Source organism: Pseudomonas sp. S2_B07, assembly GCF_054668435.1.
The window spans coordinates 2,870,772-2,894,103 of record NZ_CP162769.1; the positions used below are offsets into that span (position 1 = coordinate 2,870,772).

Below are 23,332 nucleotides of genomic sequence, written 5' to 3' on the forward strand. Positions count from 1 at the left end.
TCGCAGCCAGGGCAAAGGTCGGGTACTTGAACGGAGTGCCAGCCGACTGTAACGCGGACTCGCCATCGCGAGAACGACGGTGCGTACATGAGGCGGGCGCTAGTATAAGCGGGTTAACCGCCGGTTCCTGCCCTTGGGAAACCGTGGGTGCTGATAGTTGCTGACAGAAATTTCTCTATTTGCCTGCGACTATTGATCGTTGCCCGATATCGTCGGGAATTGTCTGCCCAAATCAGCACATCGGCTGGCAAGCATTTCCCGCAACAGGTTCACAGGCTTACTCAATTGTGCGCGATGGGCGCACAGCAAATTCAGCGGTGCGCGCTCACAGAGCAGTTCCGGCATCAACACTTTCAACCGCCCGGCGAGCACATCGGCGGCGACATCGAGCCAGGACTTGTAAGCGATCCCGGCGCCGGCCACCGCCCACAGACGCACCACATCAGCATCGTCACTGAAACGATCACCGCTGACCGTCAGGCCGACCTCGCGTTTGCCGTCATGGAAACTCCAGTGATCGTGGACCCGACTGCCGAGCATGAACAATAAACAATTGTGCTGGGCCAATTGCTCCAGCTGCCGGGGTTCGCCATGTCTGGCCAGGTAATCCGGCGCGGCACACAGGACGCGGCGGTTCTGCGGGGCGATGGGCAGCGCCACCAGGCTCGAGTCTTCCGGCTCGCCATAACGCAGGGCGATGTCGACCGGTTGCCGGAACAAGTCGGCAATGCGATCACCCAGCAACAACCGCACGGTCAGTTTCGGATGCTCGCGCTGAAACTCGTCCAGCCACGGCAATAACAGGTTGCGGCCAAAGTCCGACGGGGCGGACAGTTGCAGAATCCCGCTGACCTGGTCCTGACCACTGGCCAGCAAACGGCGCCCTTCATCCAGGTTGCTCAGGGCCGCCCGGGCATATTCCAGAAAGCCCTCGCCTTCGGCCGTCAGGCGCAGGCTGCGGGTGGAACGTGCGAGCAAGCGGGCACCGAGTTGTTGCTCGATGCGCTTCAACGCCGCGCTGGCCACCGCCGCGGACATGTCCATCACCCGCGCCGCCGCCGACAGGCTTCCCAGATCGGCAGCGCGAACGAACAGCTGCAAGTCATCGAAACGCAGCATTTTCAGCCTCGATTATCAAAAAAATATTGAAAGAGACTGCTCTTTTAGCGGGTTTTATCTTGCGGCGAAATAGCCAATCATCTGTGCAATCGAATTCATCACGCTCCCGGAGTCGTTCATGTCCCAGCCATTTACCGCCATTGCCACCCTCATCGCCAAAGCCGGCCAGCAAGACGCTCTCGAACAGCACCTGCGCGCCCTGCTGGAACCGACCCGCGCCGAGGCCGGTTGCGGCCAATACGATCTGCACCAGGACCTCGCCAATCCCTTGGCCTTTTACATGATCGAACAGTGGAGCAGCGACGAAGCCCTGCAAGCGCATGACGCCAGCGCCCATATCCAGAATTTCCGGGCCAAGGCCGGCGACTTCCTCGAACACTTCGACCTCAAGCGCCTGCGTACCGTGGCCTGACCCCTCCCGCCGACGCGCACTTTGTAGCAGCTGGCATCAGGCCTACCCCTTCTTTTATTACCTTTCGGAGCTCCTTAGATGAAAGCCATTGCCTACTACAATTCGCTGCCGATCAGCGACGAGCACTCCCTGCAAGACATCGAGCTGCCAGAACCGGTTGCCGGTCCGCGCGATCTGTTGGTGGAGGTCAAAGCCATCTCGGTCAACCCGGTGGACACCAAGGTCCGCCAGAACGTCCAGCCTGAAGAAGGCGCAGCCAAGGTGCTCGGTTGGGACGTGGCCGGTGTGGTCACGGCCGTCGGCAGCGACGTGACCTTGTTCAAGGTCGGCGACAAGGTTTTTTACGCGGGCTCCATTGCGCGTGCCGGTGGCAACAGCGAACGCCATGTGGTGGATGAGCGGATCGTCGGCCACATGCCGAAAACCCTCGGTTTCGCCGAAGCCGCCGCACTGCCGCTGACCGCCATCACCGCCTGGGAATTGCTCTTTGAGCGCCTGCAAGTTCGCGAAGGCAACACCGATGAAGGCCAGAGTCTGCTGATCGTTGGCGCGGCCGGTGGCGTGGGTTCGATCCTCACGCAATTGGCCAACCAGCTCACCGGGCTTAAGGTCATTGGCACCGCCTCTCGTCCGGACACCCAAGACTGGGTTCGTGAATTGGGGGCAGACCTGGTAATCGATCACAGCCAACCGCTGAGCGACGAACTCAAGCGTGCCGGCGTGGACGCCGTGACCCATGTCGCCAGCCTGACCCAGACCGATCAGCATCTGGACCAACTGGTCGAGGCGCTGGCGCCGCAAGGCAAACTGGCGCTGATCGATGACCCCAAGTCACTGGACGTGACCAAGCTCAAACGCAAGAGCCTGTCGCTGCACTGGGAGTTCATGTACACGCGCTCGCTGTTCGAAACCGCGGACATGATCGAGCAGCACAAACTGCTCAACCGCGTTGCCGGGCTGATCGACGCTGGCACGTTGAAAACCACGGTCGGCGAGCACTTCGGCACCATCAATGCGGCCAACCTGCGCCGGGCACATGCGCTTCTGGAGAGCGGCAAAGCCAAGGGCAAGATTGTGCTGGAAGGCTTCTGAAACATGATGAAACAGTGTCGCTCAGCAATGAGCGACACCGTCAGTCCGAAGGTTGACGTCTGTCACAATAGCGATCGTATTCGGGTCTACAATCGAAATCTCTGCGGCACAATCTTTACGTAGCAACTTTTACGAGAGGAGAGATCAGCAATGAAGATCCTGATAAAAGAAGTGGCTAAATCTCAGTGGCAAGTCCGTCTGGACCAGCATGCCGTGACCTTTCGCAGTGAAGCCGAAGCACTGGCCTTTACCCGAACCCTCGAAGCCCGCCTGTACGCCCCCCACCAGATTCCCGGTCGCCAACAGCAGCGCGCTGCTGGCTGAGCCCTGCCTCAGACCTGGGCTTGCGCCAGCGCCCGGGCATTTTGCAAACGACGGGTGAGCATTGCAGCGCTCACCACCAACAGTCCGCACAGGCTGATGACCATCGCCATCGGCACGGCGCTGCCATCGTGTAAAACACCCACAAGCGCAGCCGCACCGGCCGCGACGGTGAACTGCAGGCACCCAAGCAATGCCGACGCACTGCCAGCACGGGCGCCCTGCCCGTTCATGGCGCACGCCGACGCATTGGGCAGGATGCAACCGAGGCTGGAGATGCAAATAAACAGCGGGATCAGCAACGGCCACAGGTGCTCAGGGTGCAGCGCACTGACGGCGAGCAGCGCCAGGCCGGCGATCAGGTAAACCCACACGGCACGCGCCAGCAGGAACGCCGGCCCCCGCTTGGCCAGCAATCGCGCATTGACTTGCGCCACCAGAATAAACCCCGCCGCGTTCGTGCCGAACAGCCAGCCGAAATGCTCGGCCGGTATGCCATAGAGTTTGATGAACACGAACGGTGATCCGGCGATGTAGGAAAACATCCCGGCAATGGCGATGCCACCCGTCAGGGCGTGACCGAGATAGACCCGGTCGGACAACAGGCGACCGTACTGCCGCAAAGCCCCCGTCAGCGGCTGGCGCGGCATATGCGCGGGCAAACTTTCCGGCAACCCGAGTGCCACGGCCAAGGCAGCCAGGGCACTGAAACCGGACAATACCAGGAAGATCGACTGCCAACCCGTGGTGTTGACCAGCAAGCCGCCGAGCATCGGCGCGAGAATCGGTGCCAGCCCCATGACCAGCATCAGTTGCGAATAAACTTTCGCCGACCCCACGGCGTCGCATTTATCGCTGACCACCGCACGGGAAATCACCATCCCCGCACAACCGCCCAACGCCTGGACAAAACGCGCGCCGATCAGCCATTCGAGGTTCGGCGCATAAGCGCAGGCCAGCGAAGCGAGGGTGAACAGACCGACCCCGGCCAGCAACGGGATACGCCGTCCAAAACGATCGGCCACCGGGCCGTAGGCCAGTTGACCAATCGACAAACCGAGGAAGTACGCCGCCAAGGTCAGTTGAACGTGTTTTTCATCGGTGCCGAAGGCCAGGGCCATTGCCGGGAAGGCGGGCAGATAGAAGTCGATCGCCAGCGGACCGAAAGCGGTCAGGGCGCCAAGAATCAAAATGGTACGGAAATTCATCAGGCATCCAGTTGAGCATGGGTCGGCAGGCCCCACAGTCTAGCCGCGCATGAACGCCTTGAACATTCCGATAGCTCGCTAACTATTAAAAACCCGCTGAATGAATGTAGATTCCCTGTAGGAGTGCGTTGGGTCAGGCGACTTTGGCGTCGTAGCCTTCTTCGGTGATCGCGGCGATTACCTGCTCAACCGTCAGCGCGCTCTCAACCCCGACTTCCTTGGCCGCCAGATCGACCCGCACGCTGGCCGCCGGATCCTTGGCTTGCAAGGCCTGGGTAATGGCTTTGACACAGTGACCGCAAGACATGCCCTGAACGTTGAACACTTGCATGGTGTGGCTCCTTTATTGAGGTTGCGAACAGTCTCGAGCTTGCCACCATGGCAAGGTCAAGTTCTTCAACAATCTGCCGGGCTGGCATTCGGCGTCGTGCTCGGCCAAGCTGCGTGCATCAATGACTCGATTTCAGGAGATTCAGCCATGCGCTGGTCAGCTCTCAGCCTGTTTGGCTTGCTCAGCCTCTTTGCCGCGACACCTTCGGTTCAAGCCGCCGGGGAGGACTATGGCGTACTGATCATTTCCCGCGAGCGCCTGGAAGTCGCGACCTCCTGCGAAATCGGTGTGTACATCCAGGACCAACTGTCCGCACGACTGTTCCAGGAACAAAGCACCTCGTTCAACCTGCCACCGGGCCCCGTGTCCCTGCGCCTTAAACTGCTGCCGGGCCAGGTGCCGGGTTGCAACCCGGGCATGCTCGCGCCGGGTTCGCAGATCATCTCGCTCAAGGCGGGGGATGTGTTGAAGTACCGGATCGCGATGACGCAGGAAGGGATGTACCTCAAGCCTGCTTCTCTCGAATACTGAGCAAATCCAATGTGAAGCCCCTGTGGGAGCGAGCTTGCTCGCTCCCACAGGGTTCGGCGCAGGCATAAATATTGGTGCTTGACCTTGCCCGCATGGCAAGGTTGATCCTGTGGGTATCTACTACAGGGAGTTCGACCGATGTCCGAATCCACCACATTCGATCTGCCGATTGCCGGCATGACCTGCGCCAGTTGCGCCGGGCGTGTCGAACGCGCCTTGAGCAAAGTCATCGGCGCCACCGCCGTCAGTGTCAACCTGGCCACCGAACAGGCCCGCGTCCAGGCGCCCAGCGACAGCTTGCCCGCGTTGATGGCCGCTGTTGAACAGGCCGGTTACAGCGTGCCCCGCCACAGCCTGGAACTGAGCATCGACGGCATGACCTGCGCCTCGTGCGTCGGCCGGGTCGAACGTGCGCTGGCGAAGGTGCCGGGGGTCCAGAGCGTCAGCGTCAACCTGGCCAACGAACGCGCCCACCTCGAACTGCTCGGCCAGATCGATCCACAGACCTTGATCGCGGCAGTAACCAAAGCCGGTTACGCCGCCAGTGTCTGGGAAGTCGAACACCCGCCCACCGACACTCAACAACAGCGCCTGCACCGTGAACGCTGGGCGTTGATCATGGCTCTCGTCCTCGCCTTGCCGCTGGTGCTGCCCATGTTGCTGCAACCGTTCGGCGTGCACTGGATGCTTCCCGCGTGGGCGCAATTCGCCCTGGCAACGCCAGTGCAATTCATCTTCGGTGCACGTTTTTATGTCGCGGCCTGGAAAGCCGTGCGCGCCGGGGCCGGGAACATGGATTTGCTGGTCGCCCTCGGCACCAGCGCGGGTTACGGCCTGAGTCTTTACGAATGGGCCACCGCCGCCGGGCGCATGCCGCACCTGTATTTCGAAGCCTCGGCCGTGGTGATTGCCTTGGTCCTGCTCGGCAAATACCTGGAAAGCCGCGCCAAGCGCCAGACCGCCAGCGCCATTCGCGCCCTCGAAGCCTTGCGTCCGGAGCGGGCGATTCAAGTGATCGAGGGACGCGAACAAGACGTCGCCATCAGTGCCCTGCGCCTAAATGACCTAGTCATGGTCAAACCCGGTGAACGCTTCCCGGTGGACGGCGAAGTGGTCGAAGGCCAGAGCCACGCCGACGAAGCGCTGATCAGCGGCGAAAGCCTGCCGGTACCCAAGCAACCGGGGGACAAGGTCACCGGCGGCGCGATCAATGGTGAAGGGCGATTGTTGGTGCGCACCCAGGCCTTGGGCGCGGAAACCGTGTTGGCGCGCATCATTCGTCTGGTCGAAGACGCCCAGGCCGCCAAGGCACCCATCCAGAAACTGGTGGATAAAGTCAGCCAGGTGTTCGTGCCTACTGTTCTGTTGATCGCGCTGGCGACCTTCATCGGCTGGTGGCTGTACGGCGCGCCGATTGAAACCGCCCTGATCAATGCCGTCGCGGTGTTGGTGATTGCCTGCCCCTGTGCCCTCGGACTGGCCACGCCAACAGCGATCATGGCCGGGACTGGCGTGGCGGCACGTCACGGGATTCTGATCAAAGACGCCGAAGCACTGGAACGCGCCCATGAAGTCAGCGCGGTGGTATTCGACAAGACCGGCACGCTGACCTCGGGCGCACCGCGTATTGCCCATCTGACGGCTATCGACGGCAATGAAGCGGCCCTGCTGCAAATGGCCGGTGCGTTGCAACGAGGTAGCGAACACCCGCTGGCCAAGGCCGTGCTGGACGCTTGCACCGAACGCGGCTTGACCGTGGCGGATGTCGGCGACAGTCAATCGCTGACAGGGCGAGGCATCGCCGGCACGCTTGAGGGGCGTCGACTGGCACTGGGCAATCGTCGTCTATTGGAAGAAAGTGCTTTAAACGCGGGTTCATTGGCGGACTCGGCAACCGCCTGGGAAACCGAAGGCCGAACCCTGTCCTGGCTGATCGAACAAAGCCCTGAATCGAAAGTGCTCGGCCTCTTTGCTTTTGGCGACACTCTCAAACCCGGTGCCCTGCAAGCCGTGCAACAACTCAGCGCGCGGCACATCAGCAGTCACCTGCTGACCGGCGACAACCGTGGCAGTGCCAAAGTCGTCGCCGAGGCACTGGGCATCACCGATGTCCACGCCGAAGTGCTGCCCGCCGACAAAGCCGCCACCGTCGCCACACTTAAAAAAACCGGTGTGGTGGCGATGGTCGGCGATGGCATCAACGACGCCCCGGCGCTGGCTGCGGCGGACATCGGCATCGCCATGGGTGGCGGCACCGACGTGGCCATGCACGCGGCCGGGATCACGCTGATGCGTGGCGATCCACGGCTGGTGCCGGCGGCGCTGGAGATCAGCCGCAAGACCTACGCGAAGATCCGGCAGAACCTGTTCTGGGCGTTCGTCTATAACCTGATCGGCATTCCGCTGGCGGCGTTCGGTTTCCTCAACCCGGTGCTGGCCGGGGCGGCCATGGCGTTGTCGAGCGTCAGCGTGGTGAGCAATGCGTTACTGTTGAAAACCTGGAAGCCCAAGGACCTGGAGGACAATTGATGAACATCGGTCAAGCAGCCCGTCAAAGCGGCCTGAGCGCAAAGATGATCCGTTACTACGAGTCCATCGGACTGCTCAAGGCTGCCCATCGCACCGACAGCGGCTACCGGGTTTATGGCGACGACGACCTGCACACGCTGGCGTTCATCAAGCGCTCCCGGGACCTGGGGTTTTCACTGGAAGAGGTCGGCAAGCTGCTGACCCTCTGGCAGGACCGCCAACGCGCCAGCGCCGACGTGAAGGCCTTGGCCCGTCAGCACATCGACGAGCTGAACCAGAAGATCCGCGAACTCGGCCAGTTGCGCGACACCTTGCAAGACTTGGTCGAGCATTGCCAGGGCGACCATCGCCCCGACTGCCCGATCCTCAAGAACCTGGCGTCGGGCTGCTGCGCCGAACCTGTGCGCCCCTGATCGCCAGGCCCTTCACCACCAGCAACGTGGTGAGGGGAATGCCGTGGAACAGCAACACCACCGCACCCGGCGTCCACCATGAATAGAACGGTGCGGCGATCAACATGCCGACGCCGAACCCGGTCATTTGCAGCAGGGTTAACAAACTGAAAATCGGCAAACGCAGAGCGTCCGGTTCGCGTTGCAAACGGGACATCAAGCCGACTTCCGAGAAGCCGTCACCCAATCCCGCCGGCAACGAGAACAACAGCAAACCGAACAGGGTCTGCTGCTGAAACATCAGGATGAAGCCGCAGGACATCAGCAACACCCCGAAGAAAAATCGCCGCTCCAGATTGATGTTGTCCGAGCCTTTCAGGCGACTGGCGATTCGAGCGCCGATCAACTTTCCGCACGCCCAGACCGCCAGCGCCAAGCCCAGCGTGGTGCTGGCTGATTCGGGGGTCAGCAGTTTGGAAACTATTGGCAAACCCACGTTGTGCGCGGCACTGCCAAGGGTGTCGGCCATGGTGACCGCGAGCATCGCGGCCACGACCGGTGCGCTGTGCAACCCTTGGCGCAGGGCCGCCCATTCACCGCCCTTGCGGGACGACTCATCACTGGCTGCCGGGATGGAAAATCGCAGCGGCAATATGAACAACGCGGCCAACAGGTACGTCACCACGTTCAGCGCAAACACCGTTTCAAACCCAAACGTCGCCACCAAAAGCCCCGCCACCAGACTGCCGCCGACCATCGCGGCCGACGATGCGGAGGTGATCCAGGCATTGGTCTTGAGCAGGTGTACGCCATCGATCAAATGCGGCAGCTGACTGTTCAGGCCGATGGCAAACATCGAGTTGCCCAAACCCAGGCCGAACGCGATAACGGGGAGCAGCAGCGCCTGTTGACTCACCGGCAGCACCAGCAACAACCCGAGCAATCCTGCACGCAACAGGTCGAAGGCGATCAACGGCATGCGCCCGCCCCAGCGGCGATAGAACGGGGTGCCGATCAGACTGGCGAAAATCCCTCCGCCGACACGGCTGGCGAGGAAAATGCCGACACTTATGGCGCTGTTGCTGAGCAGGTAAACGTAAGTGGCCAGGGCGACCATGTTGAGGAAAGCGCCAAAGTCCGAAACCAGACGGGCGGCGATGATCAGTCGGGCGTTGCGGGTGGAGGTGTTCACATTCAATCCTTGAGTGTGGAGGGTCTGGCTGTTGTGGATTGTCTGGTCTGACGCCATCGCGGGCAAGCCACGCTCCCACAGGTTATGTGCAGACCACGGATCTGTGATCGACATCTAACCTGTGGGAGCGTGGCTTGCCCGCGATGCAGACGCCGCGGTTCCACAAATAAAGCCTCTACAAAAAACCCGGCCGAAGCCGGGTTTTTGTTTAGCCCATCACTGCATCCAGGGCGGAGGCGGTTCTTCGGCTTTGCTCGGGGGCGCGTCGTCAGCAGCGCGGATCGCTTGCTTACGCTCTTCGTCCAGCCGCGCAGCCTCGATTTCACGCATGATCCCGCCAACGTCGGCCAACTCTTCCGGCTCGTCGAACTCGCCGGTCAAGATACTGGCCGGGTGCAAGGTGCCGGCTTCGTACAACGCCCACATTTCCTTGGCGTACTTGGTCTTTTTCAACTCCGGTGCAAACCGCCCGAAGTAGGACGCCATGTTGCCCACGTCCCGTTCCAGCATGTTGAACGCGTGGTTGTTGCCCGCCGCATCCACCGCCTGAGGCAAGTCGATGATCACCGGGCCGTCCGGGGTCAACAGCACATTGAACTCGGACAGGTCACCGTGCACCAGACCGGTACACAGCATCAGCACGATCTGTGAAATCAGGAACGCGTGATATTCACGGGCCTGGTCCGGTTCCAGCACCACGTCGTTCAGACGCGGCGCGGCATCGCCGTATTCATCGGCCACCAGTTCCATGAGCAGTACGCCTTCGAGGAAGTCATACGGCTTGGGCACCCGCACACCGGCACCGGCCAGACGGAACAGGGCCGCCACTTCGGCGTTTTGCCAGGCGTCTTCGGTTTCTTTCTTGCCGAACTTGGAGCCCTTGGCCATGGCACGAGCCTGACGGCTGTTGCGTACCTTGCGGCCTTCCTGGTACTCGGCCGCCTGACGGAAACTGCGTTTATTCGCCTCCTTGTAGACCTTCGCGCAACGTAACTCGTTGCCGCAGCGCACCACATAAACAGCTGCTTCTTTACCACTCATGAGTGGGCGCAGCACCTCGTCGACCAGACCGTCCTCGATCAGGGGTTCAATGCGTTTTGGAGTCTTCATCAGCTTTTATTGTGGGTCCTTTATTACCAAACACGCGAAAGTCATTCGTTATACGGCAATCCACTCGTTCGGGGGAGGGGTTGCCGACCTATGAACGTCGTGATGCACACAATGTGCCGGATTAATTGCTCATTCGCCGCCGGTCGTCAATGACCGCCGTAGATCATAGCTGAGCCGATGACACACGTAAGCGAATGGTTTTTAGGGCATTTACGACAGAAGCTGACATCCAGATTCGTACCCTTCGTAGGATTTTTCCAAACAGGCCTCAATTTCCCCCGCCAGCAGCCGAAGTCCTCAGTGACAAAGGTATTTGTCCGACAATCTTTCCTACAGAAAACGACGGCGCACTCACGGACCCGAGATGAACAACAACGTTTTCGGCTGCCAATATTCCGCGAGTCATCTGCACTGCGTGGGCCTACAAGAAAATCTGGAGCGCGGATGAACATCAAACAGAAGTTGACCTGGGCGTTTGCAATCATCGCCTGCTTGCCCGTGGTGCTGGTCGCCACCCTCGTTGTGATGAACCTGCGCAGCGATGCCAAAGAGAGTTTCGTCGATGGCAGCGGCCGCGAAATTCGTCAGGTCAGCAACGCCATGCAACTGTTTTTCGACGGCATCAGCCAGAACGTCGATTACCTGGCCAAACAACCGCTGATCAAGAACTCCGACGACAGCCTCAAGACCTACATGAGCGCCAACGCCGAGAGCATTCCGCAAGGCGAGATGGACAAAAAAGTCTTCGGCCTCCTGCAGGACCTGGGCAACAGTCACCCGTCCTACGCCTACGCCATTCTCGGCACCGCGGCCGGTGGTTATGTGTCGTGGCCGGACGATGCGAAGCTGAACAACTACGACCCGCGCCAGCGCCCCTGGTACAAAGCAGCCCAGGCCAAACCGGGCAAGCCGTTTCGCACCGAGGCCTACTATTGGGCACAGGACGACGCGACTTACGTCAGCACCGTGCGCACCATCGACAACAAGTTGGGCAGCAACGGCGGCGTGGTCAGCATCGACGTGACGCTCAAGCAGCTCACCGAAATCGTCAAACAGATCAAGCTCGGTGAAACCGGCTACCTGATGTTGCTGGAAAACACCGGCATGGTCCTGGTGGACCCGAAACAACCGGAGCACAACTTCAAGCCACTGAGCAGCCTCGGCGAGGGTTACGCACAACTGGCCAAGGCCGGCAAAGGTCTGGTGGAAGTCGAGCTCAATGGCGAACGCTACATGGCCAACGTCTGGCCGTCGGAGCAACTGGGCTGGACCTTCATCGGCCTGATCAAACAAAACGACGTGATGAGCTCGGCCACCCAACTGACCTGGCTGATCGCAATCATCGCCGCCGTGCTGGCCGTGTTCTTCGCCATCCTCGGCGCCAGTTTTGCCAGTGTCATCGTGCGGCCGATCCGCAGCGTGGCAAGCGGCCTGGAAGGCATCGCGCAAGGCGAAGGCGACCTGACCAAGAACCTGGAAATCCGTGGCAGCGACGAAACCGCGCAACTGGCCAATTGGTTCAACCAGTTCCTGACCGCGATTCGTAACCTGATCCAAAGCATCGGCGGCGCCGCGACCAAGATTCTCGCGACCTCGAAAAGCTCGACCCAGGTCTCCAACGACATGGCCGAAGCCGCCGGGCGTCAGCGTGAAGCGGTGGACATGGTGTCCACGGCGTTCCACGAAATGGTCGCCACCGCCAACGAAGTCGCGCGCTCTTGCAGTCAGGCGGCGGACTCTGCCGACAGTGGCCAGCGCCAGGCGCGCGAAGGCCAGCAGCAAATTGATGCGGCAGTAAGCAGCGTTGATCGCTTGAGCCAGGAAATCGAACAGTCGGCACAGTCGATGCAGCAACTCGAGCGCGACAGCAACGATATCCAGTCGATCCTGGGGACCATTCGCTCGATCGCCGAGCAGACCAACCTGCTCGCGCTGAACGCGGCCATTGAAGCGGCCCGTGCCGGCGAGCAAGGTCGCGGGTTTGCGGTGGTGGCTGACGAAGTGCGGGCGCTGGCCAAGCGCACGGCGGATTCCACGGCAGAGATCGACGGTCTGCTCGGCAACCTCGCCAAGCGCACCAGCCAGGTGACTCAACAGATGCATGCGAGCCTGGAAGTGTCGCAGCAGTCGGTGAGCCGCATCGGCGAAGCGCGCAACAGCTTCGGGTTGATTCGCGAGTCGGTGGACGTAATCCGCGACATGAACACGCAGATCGCCACCGCGGCCGAAGAGCAGCATCACGTGGCCGAAGACATCAACCGGCACATCAGCCAGATCCATGGCGACGCGCAATTGGTCGCGGAACTGGCGAACTCGGCGCGTCTGGATTCCCAGAGCCTGGCCGGGCTTTCGAATGAACTGGACGGGTTGGTTCGACGCTTCAAAACCTGATCTCAAGAACACCACACATCCACTGTAGGAGTGAGCCTGCTCGCGATGAGGCCATGTCAGTCAACATCAATGTTGAAGGTCAGTCAGCTATCGCGAGCAGGCTCACTCCTACAAGGATCAGGTGGTGTTATTGCTTGAAGAGCTCGCCAGGGGTAAACCCGAACAGCCCTTTGAACGCCGCAATAAACGCCGACGTCGAGTCATACCCACACGCCAGCGCTGCATTGGTCACGCTGTCGCCCTCCTCCAGCAAACTCAACGAAGACAACAGCCGCATCCGTTGTCGCCAGCCGCGAAAGCTCAAACCCGTCTCGCGCTGAAACAGGCGCATCAGGGTCTTTTCCGACGTGCCCAAGCGCTCCGCCCACGCCTGCAATGTCACGTTCTGCTCAGGGCTTTCAATCAACTCGTTGCACAACCCCAGCAGCCGCTCATGCCGTGGCAGCGGCAGGGAAAACCCCACCTCCGGCAAGTTCGCCAACTGATCCAGCAACACACCCACCAACCGCGCTTCCTGGCTGTCGCCTTGTGGATATTCCACGGGCAACATGCAAAAACTCTTGATCAGCTCCCGCGCCAACGGCGTGACCTCCAGCACCCGGCAGCGCCCGTCCGCCCACTCACAATCTTCGCGACGCACGTACAGGCTGCGCATTTCGGCGCGCATCGAGGTCACGACTTGATGTTCAAGGTCCGCCGGAATCCAGATACCCCACTGCGGCGGCGCATAGAAACTGCCTTCGGCGGTGTGCACGCCGAGAACACCACTGATGGCGTAGGAAAACTGCACCCAGTCGTGGCGATGCGGGGGTGTCCAGGACCCGGCGTTGAGACTTTCTACCCGGGCGAATAACGGTCGGGGCAGTAACGACAGGGTTGGGATTGTTCGTTCGAGGGAGATCTGTCCGTTAGTCGGCATCAACGAGCCTTATATCGCACGAGGGCTGATGGGGCCGACGTTAGGCCAAGTAGCAGATTCATACAAATCTATTTGATGCCGAGAATCCTTGTAGGCGTGAACCTGTTCGCGATAGCGGTGTGTCAGCCAACATTCATGTGTCTGACACACCGCTATCGCGAACAGGCTCACGCCTACAGGTTACGGTGTTTCTTCAGCGTTCGATGATGGCGGTGACGCCTTGGCCACCCGCCGCGCAGATCGAAATCAATCCCCGCCCCTTGCCCGCCGCGTCCAGCAACTTCGCCAGGTTGGCGACAATGCGCCCGCCGGTCGCCGCAAACGGATGCCCGGCCGCCAGCGAACTGCCTTTGACGTTGAGGCGGCTGCGGTCAATGGAGCCCAGCGGCGCATCAAGGCCGAGCCGGGTTCTGCAATAGTCAGGATCTTCCCAGGCCTTCAACGTGCAGAGCACTTGCGCGGCGAAGGCTTCGTGGATTTCGTAGTAATCGAAGTCCTGCAAGGTCAGGCCATTGCGGGCCAGCAAGCGCGGCACCGCGTAGACCGGCGCCATCAACAGGCCTTCGGCACCGTTGACGAAATCCACCGCCGCCGCTTCGCCATCGCGCAGGTACGCGAGGATCGGCAGCCCCCGTTCCTTCGCCCATTCTTCACTGCCCAGCAGCACCAGCGACGCACCGTCGGTGAGTGGCGTCGAGTTGCCCGCCGTCATCGTGCCCTTGGCGCTTTTCTCGAAGGCTGGTTTCAGCTTGGCCAGTTGTTCCAGGGTCAGGTCCGGGCGCAGGTTGTTGTCGCGGGTCAGGCCGAGGAACGGTGTCATCAAGTCGTTGTGCCAGCCTTCGGCGTAGGACGCGGCCAGATGCTGATGGCTTTCCAGCGCCAGTTGATCCTGTTCTTCGCGGGGGATGTTCCAGGTCTGCGCCATCAGCTCGCAATGTTCGCCCATGGACAACCCGGTGCGCGGCTCGCCGTTGCGCGGAAATTCCGGAATCAGATGCCCGGGGCGCAATTGCAGGAATGTTTTCAGCTTGTCGCCGGTGGTCTTGGCGCGGTTGGCTTGCAGCAAAATCCTGCGCAGGCCTTCACTGACGCTGATCGGCGCATCCGAGGTGGTATCGACGCCACCGGCAATGCCGCAATCGATCTGCCCCAGGGCAATCTTGTTCGCCACCAGCAACGCCGCTTCCAGCCCGGTGCCGCACGCTTGCTGGATGTCATAGGCCGGCGTTTCCGGCGACAGCCGCGACCCGAGCACGCATTCGCGGGTCAGGTTCATGTCCCGCGACAGCTTGAGCACCGCCCCCGCGACCACTTCCCCCAGGCGCAGGCCGTGCAGGTTGTAGCGTTCGATCAAGCCTTCGAGCGCTGCGGTGAGCATCGCCTGGTTACTGGCGGTGGCATACGCCCCGTTGGAGCGGGCGAAAGGAATACGGTTACCGCCGATAATCGCGACGCGGCGCAGCTGAGTCATGAAAAGCTCCTTAAAAAAATGAAATGTGAATGCACATCCCTGTGGGAGCGGGCTTGTCCGCGATAGCGGTGGATCAGCCAACAACAATGTCGGATTGGCTGGCCCCTTCGCGGGCGGGCCCGCTCTCACAGGTTCTGCATGACCCCGCAAGTTCTGCTAAACCCAAGCTCCAACTACTCTGCAATGTTCAAGCGTAGGCCTTATCTCGTGGATCGAACGACTGATTGCCATTCGTGGTCCACACTTTGAACCTCAGCCGCCGGAGCACGTTCCATGTCAGACCGTTATATCGACTTCGCCAATTCGTCCATCGGCCATCGCCTGGTCGGGGCCCTGGGTTTGCCGTCGCCGGTTCGCCTGGAGCGCTGGCAGGCAGGCCGGCTGCGGCCTGTCGAAGGGGCGCTGTTGATCGGTGGAGGCCCGCTGGCGGACAAGGTCAGCGCTTTAGCCAATCGCCTGACCGACGCGATTTACAGCTACGGCACCGAGCCGTCCCTGGCCACCGCGTGGATTCCCGGCCACGGTCCGAAACTCAAAGCCGTGGTGTTCGACGCCAGTCATTTGCTGCAGACCGATCAGCTCAAACAGCTGCGCGAATTCTTCCAGCCGCTGATGAAAAACCTCGATCACAGCGCACACCTGGTAATTCTCGGTCGTGCACCGGAGACCTTGAGCGACCCGTTCGCCGCCAGTGCCCAGCGCGCGCTGGAAGGCTTCAGCCGTTCGCTGGCCAAGGAACTGCGCAGCGGTGGCACCTTGCAGTTGATCTATGTCGGCGACGGTGCGGACGATCAGCTGGAAGGACCGCTGAGGTTTTTCCTCTCGCCGAAAAGTGCGTTTGTGTCCGGACAAGTGATTCGTTTGAAGGCGTGCGCTACGCCCGTTGAGGACTGGACTCGACCGCTGGCCGGACGCAAGGCGTTGGTAACCGGTGCAGCGCGTGGCATCGGCGCTTCAATCGCCGAGACGCTGGCCCGTGACGGCGCCGAGGTGATTCTGCTCGATGTGCCACCGGCCAAAGCCGATCTCGACGCTCTCGCCGCACGCCTTGGCGGACGCAGCATCACCCTCGACATTTGCGCCGAAGACGCCGCTGCACAGTTGATCGAACACCTGCCCGACGGCGTCGACATCGTGGTGCACAACGCGGGGATCACTCGCGATAAAACCCTGGCCAACATGACCCCGGAATTTTGGGATGCGGTACTCGCGGTCAACCTCAACGCGCCACACGTGCTGACCAAGGCCTTGCTCGATAGCGGCACCCTGCGCGACAACGGCCGGGTGATTTTGCTGGCCTCCATCAGCGGTATCGCCGGCAATCGCGGGCAAACCAATTATGCGGCGAGCAAGGCCGGGCTGATTGGCCTCGCGCAAGCCTGGGCGCCGTTGCTGGATCAACGCGGTATCAGCATCAATGCAGTGGCGCCTGGGTTTATTGAAACGCAGATGACCGCGCACATTCCGTTCGGCTTGCGTGAAGCGGGCCGGCGCATGAGCTCGCTCGGCCAGGGCGGCTTGCCGCAGGACGTCGCAGAGGCCGTGGCGTGGCTGGCGCAACCGGGCACCGGCGCGTTTACCGGCCAGGCGTTGCGGGTCTGTGGACAAAGCGTTCTGGGGGCCTAAGTGATGATCACCGACTGGCACACACTCAACCGCGAACCGAGCTTGCCGGCGTTGTACATGCGAGCGGCGACGCGACGCAAAATCACCGGCACCACCCTGCCCGACACCGGGTTGCACTGCTGGGTCAATGTCGATCCCAAACGCCTGGCGGCGTATCGCAACGTCTGCGGATTTGCCGACAACGGCTTGCTGCCGCCGACCTATCCGCACATCCTCGCGTTTGCCTTGCAGATGCAATTGCTCACGGCCAAGGAGTTTCCGTTTCCCCTGTTGGGGCTGATTCACCTGAGCAACCGCATTCGCGTGTTGCGCCCCATGGGCGGCGTGAATCGGGTGCGCGTGAGCGTGCAGGTGCAGAATCTGCAACCCCATGCCAAGGGTGCGACGTTCGATCTGGTGACCACGTTGGACGATCAATTGGGAACGCTCTGGGAGGCGCAAAGCCAGATGCTGTGCCGGGGCGTCAAACTGGACGGCGAACCGCTCGAGGACGTGTTGGCCCCGACGCTGGAGATGATCGAAGTGACCCGCTGGAAAGCGCCGGCCGACATTGGTCGGCAATACGCCAAGGTGTCCGGCGACTACAACCCGATTCACTTGAGTGCCGTCAGCGCGAAACTGTTTGGTTTCCCGACCGCCATTGCCCACGGGTTATGGAACAAGGCACGCACATTGGCGGCTCTGGCCGATCACTTGCCGACGGCGAACATCGAGATTGCCGTGCAATTTCGCAAACCGGTGCGGTTGCCCAGTGAAGTGACATTACTGGCGAGCGCGGCGGGATCCAGTGGGGATTTTCGGTTGGTAGGTGTTGGAAATCTTGAGCACATGGTCGGGCATTGGCGGCCGGTGGCTTGATGCCAGGCAACAAAATATCTTGCGAGTTTGAAATGGCTTTCGCGAGCAGGCTCGCTCCCACACTGGATTTGCGCAACAACACAAATCCCTGTGGGAGAGAGCCTGCTCGCGATAGCGGTCGTCCAGACTAAGACGGAGCCACAGGCTGCGGAAACAAATTACCCAGCGTCTCCAGCAACCGCACGTGAAAAATCGGCTTGCGAAACAGTTCGAGCACCTGCAAGCGCAACATGTCGCTGACATCCTCCATGTCCGCGTGCCCGGACGTGACGATTACCGGCAAATGCTGACGCGACGTGTGCTCGCGCAAGCGCTTGATCAGTGACATGCCGCTTTCCTCTGGCATACGCAGATCCGTGATCACCAGCGCAATGTCCGGATGGCGGGTCAAGTGCTGCAAGGCGAGCTTGACCGAGGTTGCGGTAAAACAGCAAAAACCCTCCCCTTCCAGCAACTCCGCCAGTTCCATCAACGCGTCCTCCTCGTCATCGACCAGGAGCAGCTGTTGGCGTTGCGGCGAGGGAGCGGTCATGGGGGATTCCTGCAATGGACTTAGTGCTGAAGTTAGTTGTGCCATGACAGGTTAGCAAACGGTAATGGTCAACTAGCGGGAAACAACGCGGTGATAGAGGTAAAGACTTTAGTGATGGCTTTCGAAATCGGGTCCATGAACGCGGCCAGTGCAACCGCCGCCATCCCCGCGATGATGGCGTACTCGATGCCCGAAGCGCCTTCGGTGTCTTTGGCCAGGTTGTAGTAGAAAACGATCTCGCTCTTGATGTGCTGAAAAGCGCTTTTAAAGGACATGACGACTTCTCCTAAGGACTGCGGGTGTTGCACGGTCGCAACATGATTCCCCTTTGCCAGCATCAGCATTGTCGGCATTCCCCAACCCAACAACTGTAAGAACGTATTAATACTTAAGTAGTACCCCACCCGTTTTCGGCAAAAAACGGGGCCTGGCATTTCAAACACCCCCATTTCCTCGTTTTTTTGCCACCCAGTAATGGCGTTTTGCTCTAGCTGCGCTACCTTCAAATAGCGAAATAGTTCCATGTATTTAAATGCTTTTTTGCGAATCTATCTCGTTCGAGACGGTACGGATCATCGGCAGCTGGAAAGGGAGAGCCCTCATGAACAGCCGCGTCACCCTGGGATTGGCCGGATTGTTTCTGGTGGGTGCCATCATTGCCGGTTACTGGGGACTTGCGCTGAGCCGTCAACCCGCTCCCGAGCCTGCCGCGCAACCTGTCGCTAACACAGCGCCAACCGCTCCAGCCCCTGTGCCAATGGACGATCCCACGCGCCAACCGGTGGTGGTCCTGCTGCACGACGTAGCCCCCTTCGTTCAAATCACCGCAGCCGACGTCACCCTCGAAAAACTGCGTACCGCCCCGGCCGGCAGTTTGACCACGCTTGAGCAAGCGATTGGCCGTACGCCTTGGCACGCCCTCACCGCCGGCACCTGGCTCAACGATCAAAGCTTCGAGGCCGGCAGCTCGCTGGCACGGATGATCCGCCCCAATGAACGAGCACTCGCGGTCGCAGTGGACGAAGTGACCAATGCCGGCGGACAACTGAGCCCTGGAGATTATGTCGACGTGATGCTGTTTCTGCGCGCCGACGCCAACAACACTCAGCAATCAGCCCAGGTGGTAGTCCCGGCGTTGCGCGTACTCGGGGTCGGCGAACAATTGGGGCTGACTAACGACGGGCGTCCCGCCAACCCGGCGCGCAGCAGTGAAGAACAACTCAAGCAGGACCAACTGCGGGCCAACGCACGCTCGGTGTTGCTCGCCGTCCCCGAACCCTTGCTGAGTCGCCTGACGCTCGCGGCCCAGGCCGGCACGTTGCGCCTGGCCGTGCGCAGCGCCGAAGAAAAACGCCTGGCGCATTACTGGGCCGGCGAAAGCGCTTCGCCGGCCAATCTCGCCAGCGCCAATCGCGACCTCGTGCAATTCAGTCAACTGGCCCTCGTCGGCACCCCCAAACCCCTCACCGTCGGTGCCAGTTCGGCACCGCAGAAAAAAGGCGTGGAAGTCATTCGCGGCAATCAACTCACTCAACAAACTCCCTGAATTGAGCAAGGACGCATCTACATGCGCAGAAGTACCATGTTCATGTTTCAAGGCCTGCTCTGGGGCACGCTGCTGAGCAGCGTGCCACTCACGGCAACCTTTGCGGCTAGCGGTAACTGTGCCGCACTCGGCCAATTGCCGGCGACACTGCAAGTCGGCGAAGGCTTGCAGCAGGAAGTGCAATCCCCGGTGGCGATTACGCGGCTGGCCGTGGGAGATCCGAAAATCGCCGACGTGCGGGTCAACGGTAACCAGGCCTTTTTGCTCACCGGCATGGCGCCCGGCGCTACCAGCCTGATGGTCTGGACGGCGTGCGCCAGCGCCCCGCGTCAAAGCATGGTGTTTGTGCAGGGTCGCGCCACGGCGGCCATGACCGGCAAGTCAACCCTGGCCTCTCAGGACCCGTTGCTACCGTCGCAAGTGCAGACCGACATTCGCTTCGTCGAGGTCAGCCGGACCAAACTCAAAGAGGCCAGCACCTCGATCTACGGTAAAAACTCGAACTTCCTCTTTGGCTCCCCCGGCACCGTGCCGAACACCGCCGTGACCCCGCGAGTGCTGCCATTGCGCAACCTTGATCCACGCATCGCCGTGCCGAGCATTCCGCTGGCCAATGACATGTTCAACATCGTCGCCGGCGGCGGCAACTTCCTGGCGATCATCAACGCCCTGGAAGGCAGCGGCTTCGCTTACACCCTGGCGCGGCCGAGCCTGGTGGCGATCAGCGGGCAGAGCGCGAGTTTTCTCGCGGGCGGCGAGATCCCGATCCCGGTGCCGAGTGCCAACAGCAACAGCTACTCCATCGAGTACAAGGAATTCGGAGTCCGCCTGACGCTCACGCCGACCGTGGTCAGCACCGATCGCATCGCCCTGAAAGTCGCGCCGGAGGTCAGCGAGCTTGATTTCGCCAACGCTGTCACCATCGGGGGCACCACGGTTCCGGCGTTCACCATTCGCCGCACCGACACCAGCATCTCCTTGGCCGATGGCGAGAGTTTTGTCATCAGCGGTTTGATCAGCACGCAAAACACGTCACAGGTCGACAAGTTTCCGGGACTGGGGGATATCCCGGTCCTCGGCGCCTTTTTCCGTAGTTCATCGATCAGGCGCGAAGAGCGTGAACTGCTGATGATCGTCACGCCGCACCTGGTTCAACCGCTGGCCGTCAATGCACCACTGCCGTCGCTGCCCGGTGAACAACTGCGCAACTACGACCCCGGTTTCTATCGCATGTTCTTCCTCGAAGACGGCAACTTCGATAAACGCAGCGGGTTATCGCAATGAGCCAGAACCTGAGCCAGACCTTCCTCGCGATCACGCGCAACGACACTGACCTTGAGTGGCTGCAAGGCGCCCTCGCCCCGTTGGGCCAGGTGGTCAGCGCCGGCGGCGGCAGCCTCGACGAACTGTTGGCGCTGGTCGACGTCACCTTCGCCAGCCTGGTGTTCGTCGGGCTGGACCGCGAACACGTGGTGGCGCAAAGCGCGCTGATCGAAGGCGCATTGGAAGCCAAGCCGATGCTGGCGATCGTGGCGCTGGGCGATGGCATGGACAATCAGCTTGTGCTGAATGCGATGCGTGCCGGTGCGCGGGATTTTGTCGCCTATGGCTCGCGCTCCAGTGAAGTCTCGGGGCTGGTGCGCCGGCTCGGCAAACGCCTGCCAACGGTGGCGCCGAGCACCCAGCTCGGTGGCCTGACCGTGCTCTACGGTGCGCAAACCAACGCCGACGGAGCGCTGATCGCCAACCACATGGCGCAAGTGGTGCAGAAAAGCGGCCAGCAAACCTTGTTGCTGGACCTGGGTTTGCCGCGCGGCGACAGCCTGGCGTTGCTCGGGTTGGAGAGCTCGTTTCATTTCGGTGACGCCGTGCGGCACTTGCGGCGCCTCGACGCCACGCTGATCGACAGTGCGTTTACCAGCAATGAGGCGGGACTGCGAATCCTCGCCTACGCCAGCCACGATGAACCACTGGAGCGCACCAGCGCCGCCGAGTTGTACATGCTGCTCAGCGCCCTGCGCCAACACTTCCAGCACATCGTGGTGAACCTCACCGGCCAGCCGGACAGCGAAGCGCTGCGCACCTTTGTCAGTCATTGCGACAAGCTGCTGTGGTACACCGATCAGAACGTGCTCGACTGCCGGCGCAACCTCGCGGTGCTCAACCTGTGGCGCGAAAAAGGCATGAAGCTCGATCACGCCCGGTTACTGATTGACCGCTACCTGCGCAATGTCGCACCCGACGCCGACACCCTGGGCAAAAGCTTCGGCATGGAAGTCTTCGCGATTCTGGCCTTCAGCCCGGAAGTGCGCCTGAACGCCAAAAACCAGGGTGTGAGCCTGTTCGAACTGGCCCCGCGTGAAGGCCTGACCCAAAGCCTGCGCACCCTCGGCGAAGGCCTGGCCAAACGCTCCGAAGGCCTGGCCAAACCCAGGATCGGCTGGTTCAACCGGCTGAGGGGTGCGCAATGAGTACGGAAAAACTCTTCGGCGCCCCGGCGCGCACGCCGTCCGGCAACACCGACAACGAAGGCCTGAAACTGGTGTTGCACCGCTACATCATCGATGCCATCGAAGAGTCCGGAAAAAACTTGCTGGAAGGGTCGCGGCCGGCGCTGTCGCAATTCGTCATCGACAAAGTGGCCGAATACATTGCCCGGCTGCACCTGGCGATTTCCCGTTATGAGATGGAGCGCTTGGCCGAAGAACTGGTCGACGAACTCACCGGTTTCGGCCCGCTGGAAGTGCTGCTGCGCGACCCGTCCGTGACCGAGATTCTGGTCAACGGTCCGCACCGGGTGTTCATCGAACGCGACGGCGTGCTGCATCAAAGTGACTTGCGTTTCATTGACTCGCACCACGTCGAACGCGTCATGCAACGTATTCTCGCGCCCTTGGGCCGACGGCTCGATGAGTCCTCGCCAATGGTCGATGCACGCCTGCCCGATGGCAGCCGGGTCAACGCGATCATTCCGCCGATTGCCCTCGACGGGCCGTGTCTGTCGATTCGCAAATTTCGCAAGGACATGCTCAAAAGCAGCGACCTGATGGCAATGCAAACCATCGATCAGGCGATCTACGACTTCATTCAGGAAGCCGTGGGCAAGCGCTGCAACATCCTGATCAGCGGCGGCACCGGCACCGGCAAAACCACGTTGCTGAACATCCTCAGCCAGTTGATCAATCCGCACGAACGCCTCGTCACCATCGAAGACGTCGCCGAACTGCAACTGGGCCACCCGCACGTCGTGCGCCTCGAAACCCGGCCGCCGAATGCCGAAGGTCACGGCGAAGTGAAGTCCAGCGACCTGATCCGCAACGCCCTGCGGATGCGTCCGGACCGGATCATCCTCGGCGAAATTCGCGGCGTCGAAGTGCTCGACGTCCTCACGGCCATGAACACCGGTCACGACGGTTCGATGAGCACCGTGCACGCCAACAATGCCCAGGACGCGCTGCTGCGCCTGGAGACATTGGTCGGCCTGACCGGCCGCACCATCGCCGAAAAAACCTTGCGCCAGATGATTTGCGCCGCGCTGGACGTGGTGATCCAGCTCACCCGCATGCCCGACGGTCGCCGCTGCGTCAGCGAGGTGGTGGAAGTGGTCGGCGTGCGCGAAGACGTGTACGTCACCAACACCTTGTTCCGGCTCGACCGTCGCACCGGTTTCGGTTTTATGCGCGAGGCGGTCAACCCCGCCGGCGACAAACTGCGCCGCGAAACGGCACTTGTTTCCTCACCGCACTGAGGCC

General features: G+C 61.1%; 22 protein-coding genes and 1 pseudogene. 14 read left to right on the forward strand and 9 right to left on the reverse strand.

What is annotated here, in order from left to right; translation table 11 throughout:
• Positions 1-189: 189 nt before the first annotated feature.
• Positions 190-1,119, reverse strand: a complete 930-nt coding sequence (locus tag AB4N43_RS13270; RefSeq protein ID WP_027921852.1) for a LysR family transcriptional regulator — start codon at positions 1,117-1,119, stop codon at positions 190-192.
• Positions 1,120-1,237: 118 nt separating this feature from the next.
• Here AB4N43_RS13270 and AB4N43_RS13275 point away from each other — a divergent pair, with 118 nt between their 5' ends.
• The 3 genes from AB4N43_RS13275 (at position 1,238) to AB4N43_RS13285 (ending at position 2,947) form a co-directional block, all read left to right on the forward strand.
• Complete coding sequence (locus AB4N43_RS13275) at positions 1,238-1,531, forward strand: putative quinol monooxygenase (RefSeq protein WP_027921853.1); 294 nt, start codon at positions 1,238-1,240, stop codon at positions 1,529-1,531.
• Between the two features lie 78 nt (positions 1,532-1,609).
• A complete protein-coding gene (locus AB4N43_RS13280; RefSeq protein WP_059181683.1) occupies positions 1,610-2,623 on the forward strand; it encodes a zinc-binding alcohol dehydrogenase family protein in 1,014 nt (337 codons plus the stop codon).
• A gap of 150 nt (positions 2,624-2,773) precedes the next feature.
• The gene (locus AB4N43_RS13285) at positions 2,774-2,947 is read left to right on the forward strand and encodes a hypothetical protein (RefSeq protein ID WP_172825920.1); all 174 of its coding nucleotides are present in this window, start codon (positions 2,774-2,776) and stop codon (positions 2,945-2,947) included.
• An 8-nt stretch (positions 2,948-2,955) separates the two neighbouring features.
• Here the strand turns inward: AB4N43_RS13285 and AB4N43_RS13290 are convergent, their stop codons facing one another.
• Positions 2,956-4,152: a multidrug effflux MFS transporter gene (locus AB4N43_RS13290; protein WP_460154135.1), complete on the reverse strand. Its 1,197-nt coding sequence runs from the start codon at positions 4,150-4,152 to the stop codon at positions 2,956-2,958.
• A 133-nt stretch (positions 4,153-4,285) separates the two neighbouring features.
• Entirely contained in the window at positions 4,286-4,483 is a 198-nt protein-coding gene (locus AB4N43_RS13295; protein WP_027921856.1) for a cation transporter, read from the reverse strand.
• Between the two features lie 147 nt (positions 4,484-4,630).
• Here AB4N43_RS13295 and AB4N43_RS13300 point away from each other — a divergent pair, with 147 nt between their 5' ends.
• From AB4N43_RS13300 to cueR, 3 genes are all read left to right on the forward strand, one after another.
• Entirely contained in the window at positions 4,631-5,014 is a 384-nt protein-coding gene (locus AB4N43_RS13300) for a hypothetical protein (RefSeq protein ID WP_027921857.1), read from the forward strand.
• A 138-nt stretch (positions 5,015-5,152) separates the two neighbouring features.
• A complete protein-coding gene (locus tag AB4N43_RS13305; RefSeq protein ID WP_460154136.1) occupies positions 5,153-7,543 on the forward strand; it encodes a heavy metal translocating P-type ATPase in 2,391 nt (796 codons plus the stop codon).
• Positions 7,543-7,956 carry a Cu(I)-responsive transcriptional regulator gene (gene cueR, locus AB4N43_RS13310; protein ID WP_027921859.1) on the forward strand — a complete coding sequence of 138 codons (414 nt, stop codon included), beginning with the start codon at positions 7,543-7,545 and terminating at the stop codon, positions 7,954-7,956. Before AB4N43_RS13305 ends, cueR begins: the two co-directional genes overlap by 1 nt.
• On the opposite strand, the gene AB4N43_RS13315 is transcribed toward cueR, so the two are convergent.
• Complete coding sequence (locus AB4N43_RS13315) at positions 7,910-9,127, reverse strand: MFS transporter (protein ID WP_460154137.1); 1,218 nt, start codon at positions 9,125-9,127, stop codon at positions 7,910-7,912. The two genes, cueR and AB4N43_RS13315, sit on opposite strands and share 47 nt — an antisense overlap.
• A 216-nt stretch (positions 9,128-9,343) precedes the next feature.
• Positions 9,344-10,237, reverse strand: a complete 894-nt coding sequence (locus AB4N43_RS13320; RefSeq protein ID WP_027921861.1) for a PA4780 family RIO1-like protein kinase — start codon at positions 10,235-10,237, stop codon at positions 9,344-9,346.
• A 600-nt stretch (positions 10,238-10,837) separates the two neighbouring features.
• On the opposite strand from AB4N43_RS13320, the pseudogene AB4N43_RS13325 reads away from it, so the two are divergent.
• A pseudogene (locus tag AB4N43_RS13325) lies at positions 10,838-11,722 on the forward strand (cache domain-containing protein); the annotation flags it as partial.
• A 201-nt stretch (positions 11,723-11,923) separates the two neighbouring features.
• Positions 11,924-12,628, forward strand: a complete 705-nt coding sequence (locus AB4N43_RS13330; protein ID WP_460154210.1) for a methyl-accepting chemotaxis protein — start codon at positions 11,924-11,926, stop codon at positions 12,626-12,628.
• 127 nt (positions 12,629-12,755) lie between these two features.
• Here AB4N43_RS13330 and AB4N43_RS13335 read toward each other — a convergent pair whose 3' ends face one another.
• Both AB4N43_RS13335 and AB4N43_RS13340 read right to left on the reverse strand, forming a co-directional pair.
• Positions 12,756-13,547: an AraC family transcriptional regulator gene (locus tag AB4N43_RS13335; protein WP_027921863.1), complete on the reverse strand. Its 792-nt coding sequence runs from the start codon at positions 13,545-13,547 to the stop codon at positions 12,756-12,758.
• A 193-nt stretch (positions 13,548-13,740) separates the two neighbouring features.
• On the reverse strand, positions 13,741-15,018 hold the full coding sequence (locus tag AB4N43_RS13340) for an acetyl-CoA C-acetyltransferase (RefSeq protein WP_027921864.1): 1,278 nt from the start codon (positions 15,016-15,018) through the stop codon (positions 13,741-13,743).
• 273 nt (positions 15,019-15,291) lie between these two features.
• Here AB4N43_RS13340 and AB4N43_RS13345 point away from each other — a divergent pair, with 273 nt between their 5' ends.
• Together AB4N43_RS13345 and AB4N43_RS13350 are read left to right on the forward strand one after the other, a co-directional pair.
• Positions 15,292-16,644, forward strand: coding sequence for a 3-oxoacyl-ACP reductase (locus AB4N43_RS13345; protein WP_059181687.1), 1,353 nt, complete (start codon positions 15,292-15,294; stop codon positions 16,642-16,644).
• A 3-nt stretch (positions 16,645-16,647) separates the two neighbouring features.
• Positions 16,648-17,502: a MaoC family dehydratase gene (locus AB4N43_RS13350; RefSeq protein ID WP_059181688.1), complete on the forward strand. Its 855-nt coding sequence runs from the start codon at positions 16,648-16,650 to the stop codon at positions 17,500-17,502.
• A 127-nt stretch (positions 17,503-17,629) separates the two neighbouring features.
• On the opposite strand, the gene AB4N43_RS13355 is transcribed toward AB4N43_RS13350, so the two are convergent.
• Together AB4N43_RS13355 and AB4N43_RS13360 are read right to left on the reverse strand one after the other, a co-directional pair.
• Positions 17,630-18,034 (reverse strand): response regulator, encoded by a 405-nt coding sequence (locus AB4N43_RS13355; RefSeq protein ID WP_194940938.1) that lies wholly within the window; start codon positions 18,032-18,034, stop codon positions 17,630-17,632.
• Positions 18,035-18,102: 68 nt separating this feature from the next.
• On the reverse strand, positions 18,103-18,309 hold the full coding sequence (locus AB4N43_RS13360; RefSeq protein WP_059183035.1) for a Flp family type IVb pilin: 207 nt from the start codon (positions 18,307-18,309) through the stop codon (positions 18,103-18,105).
• 326 nt (positions 18,310-18,635) lie between these two features.
• Here AB4N43_RS13360 and cpaB point away from each other — a divergent pair, with 326 nt between their 5' ends.
• Genes cpaB through AB4N43_RS13380 form a run of 4 tightly spaced genes read left to right on the forward strand, consistent with a single transcriptional unit; the run spans position 18,636 to position 23,328 of the window.
• Complete coding sequence (gene cpaB / locus AB4N43_RS13365) at positions 18,636-19,580, forward strand: Flp pilus assembly protein CpaB (protein ID WP_059181690.1); 945 nt, start codon at positions 18,636-18,638, stop codon at positions 19,578-19,580.
• A gap of 21 nt (positions 19,581-19,601) precedes the next feature.
• Positions 19,602-20,864: a type II and III secretion system protein family protein gene (locus AB4N43_RS13370; protein WP_027921870.1), complete on the forward strand. Its 1,263-nt coding sequence runs from the start codon at positions 19,602-19,604 to the stop codon at positions 20,862-20,864.
• Positions 20,861-22,051, forward strand: coding sequence for an AAA family ATPase (locus tag AB4N43_RS13375; RefSeq protein ID WP_027921871.1), 1,191 nt, complete (start codon positions 20,861-20,863; stop codon positions 22,049-22,051). The genes AB4N43_RS13370 and AB4N43_RS13375 overlap by 4 nt, the downstream gene beginning before the upstream one ends.
• On the forward strand, positions 22,048-23,328 hold the full coding sequence (locus AB4N43_RS13380) for a CpaF family protein (RefSeq protein WP_460154138.1): 1,281 nt from the start codon (positions 22,048-22,050) through the stop codon (positions 23,326-23,328). Before AB4N43_RS13375 ends, AB4N43_RS13380 begins: the two co-directional genes overlap by 4 nt.
• Positions 23,329-23,332 lie beyond the last annotated feature (4 nt).